Here is a 5,622-nt window from a genome sequence, read left to right as displayed (position 1 = left end):
CAAGCACGACACCGCGTCCTGTGAAGCCGAGAACGCCGTACGCGACGAGATCGAGATCGCCGTCCGCAACGCCGAGCACTACTGGGTCCCCGTCGCGCGGATCCCCAGTGACGGGAAGACCCCGCTGGAGGCGATCCGGATCAACGCGGCCGAGGTGGAGCTGCCGGTCGGCACCGAGCTCCGGCTGTCGCTGATCCGCGACTTCGACGGGGAGGACCTGGAACTGCACACGGTCACAGTGCAGGCCCAGTAGTCCGTCACGATGTGGTGCGCCCTGACTTGCCGCTGACTCGCCGGGTCTTCTGGGCGGTCAACTCCGCCCAGGAGACGAAGAGCCAGGCACAGCTCGATGGGAGGAGCAGCCGCTGGCGGGGCCTGCCGGCGACATCTGCGTCGCTGTCGTACCTGTTTGGTACAACCAGGTCCAACCCCAGTCCGGCCGCACGCGCGGAGTGGAGAAGGACCTGAGATGACCGCTGACACGACCGGAGAGCTCGTCGCCCGCCTCGCCCGGGTCCTGGACCCGGTGGCGTTTGACGACCGAGCCGAGCCCCGCACCCTCGGCCAGCTGTGGGACCAGGTCTCCCGACGGATGACCGCCCAGGAGCACGCCCGGCGCGCAATCGCTGCCGGCTGGACCTCGACGGAGACACCATGACCGCTGCCACCCCAGCCCCGTGCACCCACCCCGGTGCCGACGTCGTGGCACGGCTCACCTCCGAGGCGCCGCGGCTCTGGACCGCGATCGCTCGGACCGGGATACACGACGGATCCCTCCGCCGCGGGTTCGACCTCGGGCACGACGCCGAGCAGACCTCCCTCGACGCCGCCCAGACCGTCCAGCAGACACCCTCCCTGCCGCAGCCGTGAGCAACGACGACGCGGCCGACGACGTCGTGGCACGACGCGTCCTGGTACCCGATCTCGGCGACGAGCTGACCGAGGTCCTGCGCCAGGTCGAGGAGCTGCTGCTGACCCTGGCCGCGTGGGAGGAAGAGCCCGATGGGCCCGGCCCGTTCGTCCTGCCCGCCCCGCTGGCCGGGCGCTGCGCGCTCGACGCGCTGCGCCGGATCCAGGACATCCTCGCCCCCACCCAGACCCCGTCGGAGATGCTCGACCACGGTGCGCAGGTCCGGCTGCGGCTGGTAGGGCCCGACGGGCGCTACGAGCACATGCCGCTGCGCGCGGTGACCATCGCCGTCGCCGACCTCGACGCCCTCGCCGCGGCCGCAGCGGTACTCGGCCACACCGTGGCGACCCGCACCGACACCGAGCTCGCCGAAGCCATCGCCGCCGGCACCGAGGCCGCCGCGCCCACCTACGGACCCGCACCCGCCCCCCGCGACATCATCGAGCGGCTGGCCCGCCTGCACGGCCTGCTCGACCTCGCCGTCAGCGACGACACCCGCCAGCTGATCACCGTCCTCGACCGCGCCGGCACCACAGAACCGGTCGTCCTCGACCACACCACTGAAGCGGCCTACCAGCGCCTCGCGGACCGGATGAGCGTGATGTGGGGTGGCGGAGCGGCCTCGCGGTTCCTGTACTGACCCCGTCAGTGCGCTCCGGTGAGCTCACCGGACACGACGCGGCGTTCGTTCTCCGCGCGCCAGGCACGGTAGTCCGCGTCATCTGCAGCGGTCCCGATCCGGGCGATGCAGTCCGCGCACAGGTCCGCGACCTGCAGCAGCGACCCCTTCCCGCACTCGCGGCATGCGATCAGCTCAGCGACAGGGTCCAGCACGCGGGTCTCGGGTACCGGCCCGGGCTAACCCCGGTGCCCGGCTCGGCCGGGCTGGTGTCCAGGAGGGCCCTGGGAGGGAGTCAGTCAGAACGGTGAGCACTGTGCGCGGCGACTCGGGCGTCCACACCACCGAGCCCAACATCAGTTAGTTGGATCATGCTCTTTCCATCGCAACGTGGGCACACCGGCACGCACGCGACATCACCGCCGCTGAACGCCGAAAGCATCACCTGTAGATCGTGTTCAGCCCCACACCCAGCACAGCGATCGGCCACCGGGCAGTGAGCCTTCTCTGCTTCCCAGTCCATCTCCGGCATCGACAGGTCGAGCCCGTCCAGATCGTCGGACCAGCGATCGCTCCGCAGCGGTCCCAGATGGCCGACCAGCGGAGACAGTCCGACGGCCTCGCCGCGCTGAAACTCTAGTCCTGCCACCCACCGGCCCTAAGCAACCGCAAGGTGGCGTCTGCGGTCGGCTCGTAGAGTGACCGGGTCACTCCGTGCTCCCCCGCGGCACGCCTGGCTCATGCTGCACCCACGACCAGCTACGCCGCCTCGAGCACGTCGCTCGGCATCGTGGCGTAGCGCAGTGCAGCCGGCCCGGCCCGGTCAAGCCCCTTCCAGCGGCCGCAGCGCCCCCGACCAGCGCGGCAGCGCACCAGCCATCACGACTCTCCCCCGCCCCGTATGTAGGACTGGGCGCACCGACTGCGTCTCCGTACGGCACCAGGCCAACCCCACCCCCGGACATGGACCTCGGCGCGTTAAGACACGCCGAGCGGTCAACGAGAGCTAGACCGGTCTCACCCACATCCGTTCGTCCTCAACGCACCGCAATCCGACGAAACGGCATGAGCGACGAAACCGACGTAGGCCGTTAAGCCTAGGCCCGCGGCGACCCGCCATAGGCCTACAGTTCTATGCCGGAAGGCCATCTACCGATACATGCTCCCGTCAGTTACGTTGGGGATTCATTCGAACCACTCGCACAACACGAATGAAAGAGCCACGAATGGGCAAGCCTTGGAGGTGACAATGCCAAACACTTCGAAGCACTGGATGCTGATTGCGACACCTCAACAACGGCATGCCTTGCCGCAGGCCCATTTGCGATGCCAGTAAGGAGATCCACTGGCCAGGATCCAACCACTTTGTCCGACTCTTCACCACCTACCCGGGCAGCGAAGTCTCTGTATTCCCGAGCATCCACGGCGCGGTACTTACCTCTGGTTCTATCGACGTCGCCGAAACCAAACGCATAATTCTCCACGCACGCTCAATCAAAGATTTAGGGACAGCGCTCGCACAGGCGCCCGGATCCTTTAGCGCGATAGTTCTAGGACCCACTGCCGCATGGGCACAAGGCACAACCACCGGAACGCATAATACATTTCTGACCGAGTCCAGCAACGGATATATGATCGCCAGTCGAGCAGACATCCTGGCAAGGGCAGTCGGCACCTCTGTATCAAGCGACGCCCTAGCTCTCCGCCTGTTGACTTGTACACCCGCACCCCACAGCTACGGTTCCCTCTTCACATCAGTCGAAGCAGTTCCCCTCTGCAGGAGGTCCTCGCCATTCAAGATCAGTCAGACCGTGTCGACACACGACCTCGACCAACGTCTCTGGTCAGTACAGCCTAGTCCGCAGCTGCGCTCAGGAGGCTGTCGACGGGCCGCGACGGGCCCCGGACGCACCACCATCCTACCCTCACGAGACAGTGTGGGCGTCGAGACGACGATGAGGAGCACAGTCCATGCGAGGGATCTTCGTTGCTGTGGGCGTCTCGCTCGCTGTCTCGATTCTACTGACGCCGTACCTAATCCGGGCGTTCATCGTGAAAGGAGTTGGGCAGGAGATTCGCGAGGACGGCCCTTCATCGCATCAGCGCAAGCGCGGAACTCCGACCATGGGTGGCGTAGCGATAGTTGCGGCTACGTGGTGCGGCTACCTGATCGCCCACAGCCTCACCCCTGATCCGATCACTGCATCGGGCGTTCTCGTTATGTGCTTGATGACATCACTCGGCCTCGTAGGGTTCCTCGATGACTATATAAAGATCTACAGGTCCCGCAGCCTGGGCCTCGGCAAGGTGGCCAAGTCGGGGGGACAGCTACTCTCCGCAGTCGCCTTCAGTGTTCTTGCTCTGAATTTCCCGAATAGTTCCGGCCTCACTCCGGCTTCGACGGGGGTATCGTTCCTGCGCGACATCCCGGGAGTTGCGTTAGGCACTTTCGGGTCAGTCGTCTTTCTTGTGGTCATCGTATATGCGTGGTCAAACGCAGTAAATCTAACTGATGGATTGGACGGTTTGGCTGCGGGCGTCGGCGCCCTGATTCTCGGAATCTACGTCATTATCAGCTTCTGGCAGTTTCGAAATCTTTGTCTGCCTGCTGCCGAGCCAGGCTGCTTCGTCGTTCGAGACCCCCTCGACCTAGCCGTCGTTGCCGCGGCTGCGATGGGCGCGTGTGTCGGGTTTCTGTGGTGGAACGCTGCGCCCGCTAGGATCTTTATGGGCGACACCGGGTCGCTTGCATTGGGCGGTCTACTTGCAGGGATCTCCATAGCCAGTCGCACGGAGCTTCTACTGATTGTTGTCGGGGCTGTCTTTGTCGTCGAAGCGCTGTCTGTTGTTCTTCAAGTCTCTGTGTTCCGAACCAGTAAGCGACGGCTTTTCCGGATGGCACCCTTTCATCACCATTTCGAGCTGGGGGGCTGGGCCGAGACAACCGTCATAATTCGGTTCTGGCTTTTGGCAGTTATTAGCTGCTCTCTTGGTCTTGGCCTGTTCTACGGCGATTGGTCGGCCGCAGGTTAGGTTTATCGTAGAAGTAGATACGGAGTTTGGTACCTGCTGGCGCCTAGATGAACTTGGGCCGGGTCTCTTCCTAGGCGGTGCGCCGAGTGTCTATGCCCAGTATCGCCAACGAGCTGACCTGTGTCTTACACCGGCTCGCCCCACCACTGTTACGGCTCCGAGTTAGCTCGGCGATTAGCGCGGTGAAGATCAGATGCAGTGCCTGTGTCGGCCACCCGGGCGAGGTCGTGCAGATGTCGAGCAAGCGCGACGACGTAGTCGCGCGGCTGCTGCTCGTTGAGCTCGTCAGCGGCGCTGAAGTAGACCGTCGCCGTCCGGCGGCCGCGCACCCGAACGGCTGGACCGAGACCACGAACCTGTCGATGCCGGTCGGGATCGACAGGCGCTGCTAGCCGAGTACGGCGGCTGCGAGCCCGGCACCGGTCCTCGGGACGGGTTCGTTCTCCCCGGCCGGCAGGTGCTGGTCGAGCGGGTCCTGGAGTTGGCGGCTGCCCCGCAGCAGGGGGCGCGCGACGATCACGGTACGTCGGTGCTCGCAGCGCTGACCGATCGCTGGGTCGCCGACGACGCTGTCCTGCAGCAGCGACCCCTTCCCGCACCTGCGACATGCGATCAGCTCAGCGACAGGGTCCAGCACGCGGGTCTCGGGCACCGGCCCACGCTAACCCCGGTGTCCGGCACGGCCGGGCTGGTGCCCAGGAGCGCGGGGTTCCCTAGCTCGAGAGCACCGTGCACGGCGGCCCTGTTCGGGGCTCAACCGGCCCTGAGCAGCGGGCTGCTGGGCTCGTAGAGTGTCCGGGTCGCTCCGTGCTCCCCCGCGGCGCGTCCAGCTCATGCTGCGGCGACGAGGGGGAACGATCGTGACCGGCCTGCCAGCACCCCGGCCCCGGTTCCAGACCGACGTCGCGGGGTGTGCGCTGTCCTCAGCGGGGCAGCAGAACCCCCGGGACTGCCCGCGTCCGGTGACCCGGGCCGGGCTGCGGCTGGTCCTCGAGCCCGAGCCGCGGCTGTTCCTGTGCTTCGCCTGCGACGAGCACGCCAACCAGCTCGACGCGCCCCG

General features: G+C 66.0%; 9 protein-coding genes. 7 read left to right on the top strand and 2 right to left on the bottom strand.

All coding sequences use genetic code 11. The features are described from left to right. The 4 genes from FVA95_RS31125 to FVA95_RS27215 form a co-directional block, all read left to right on the top strand. Nucleotides 1–253, top strand: a 253-nt coding sequence (locus FVA95_RS31125; RefSeq protein WP_161992491.1) for a hypothetical protein, incomplete at its 5' end; no start/stop codon positions are given. A gap of 216 nt (nucleotides 254–469) precedes the next feature. Continuing rightward, entirely contained in the window at nucleotides 470–658 is a 189-nt protein-coding gene (locus FVA95_RS27225) for a hypothetical protein (protein ID WP_149666669.1), read from the top strand. Next, nucleotides 655–870 (top strand): hypothetical protein, encoded by a 216-nt coding sequence (locus FVA95_RS27220; RefSeq protein ID WP_149666668.1) that lies wholly within the window; start codon nucleotides 655–657, stop codon nucleotides 868–870. Before FVA95_RS27225 ends, FVA95_RS27220 begins: the two co-directional genes overlap by 4 nt. Then, nucleotides 867–1,550: a LuxR family transcriptional regulator gene (locus FVA95_RS27215; protein WP_149666667.1), complete on the top strand. Its 684-nt coding sequence runs from the start codon at nucleotides 867–869 to the stop codon at nucleotides 1,548–1,550. The genes FVA95_RS27220 and FVA95_RS27215 overlap by 4 nt, the downstream gene beginning before the upstream one ends. A gap of 5 nt (nucleotides 1,551–1,555) precedes the next feature. Here the strand turns inward: FVA95_RS27215 and FVA95_RS27210 are convergent, their stop codons facing one another. Next, complete coding sequence (locus tag FVA95_RS27210; RefSeq protein WP_149666666.1) at nucleotides 1,556–1,744, bottom strand: hypothetical protein; 189 nt, start codon at nucleotides 1,742–1,744, stop codon at nucleotides 1,556–1,558. Between the two features lie 1,756 nt (nucleotides 1,745–3,500). Between FVA95_RS27210 and mraY the strand changes: the two genes are divergently transcribed. Both mraY and FVA95_RS31120 read left to right on the top strand, forming a co-directional pair. Next, nucleotides 3,501–4,562, top strand: a complete 1,062-nt coding sequence (mraY, locus tag FVA95_RS27205; RefSeq protein WP_149666665.1) for a phospho-N-acetylmuramoyl-pentapeptide-transferase — start codon at nucleotides 3,501–3,503, stop codon at nucleotides 4,560–4,562. A 233-nt stretch (nucleotides 4,563–4,795) separates the two neighbouring features. Next, nucleotides 4,796–4,954, top strand: coding sequence for a hypothetical protein (locus FVA95_RS31120; protein WP_161992490.1), 159 nt, complete (start codon nucleotides 4,796–4,798; stop codon nucleotides 4,952–4,954). Here the strand turns inward: FVA95_RS31120 and FVA95_RS27200 are convergent. Next, nucleotides 4,951–5,214: a hypothetical protein gene (locus FVA95_RS27200; RefSeq protein WP_149666664.1), complete on the bottom strand. Its 264-nt coding sequence runs from the start codon at nucleotides 5,212–5,214 to the stop codon at nucleotides 4,951–4,953. The two genes, FVA95_RS31120 and FVA95_RS27200, sit on opposite strands and share 4 nt — an antisense overlap. 208 nt (nucleotides 5,215–5,422) lie before the next feature. On the opposite strand from FVA95_RS27200, the gene FVA95_RS31115 reads away from it, so the two are divergent. Beyond that, a partial coding sequence (locus FVA95_RS31115) for a hypothetical protein (protein WP_161992489.1) occupies nucleotides 5,423–5,622 on the top strand: 200 nt, incomplete at its 3' end.

Origin of the sequence: Pseudonocardia sp. EV170527-09 (assembly GCF_008369905.1) — a bacterium.
GTDB lineage: Bacteria > Actinomycetota > Actinomycetes > Mycobacteriales > Pseudonocardiaceae > Pseudonocardia.
This window is presented reverse-complemented; position numbering and strand designations above follow the sequence as displayed.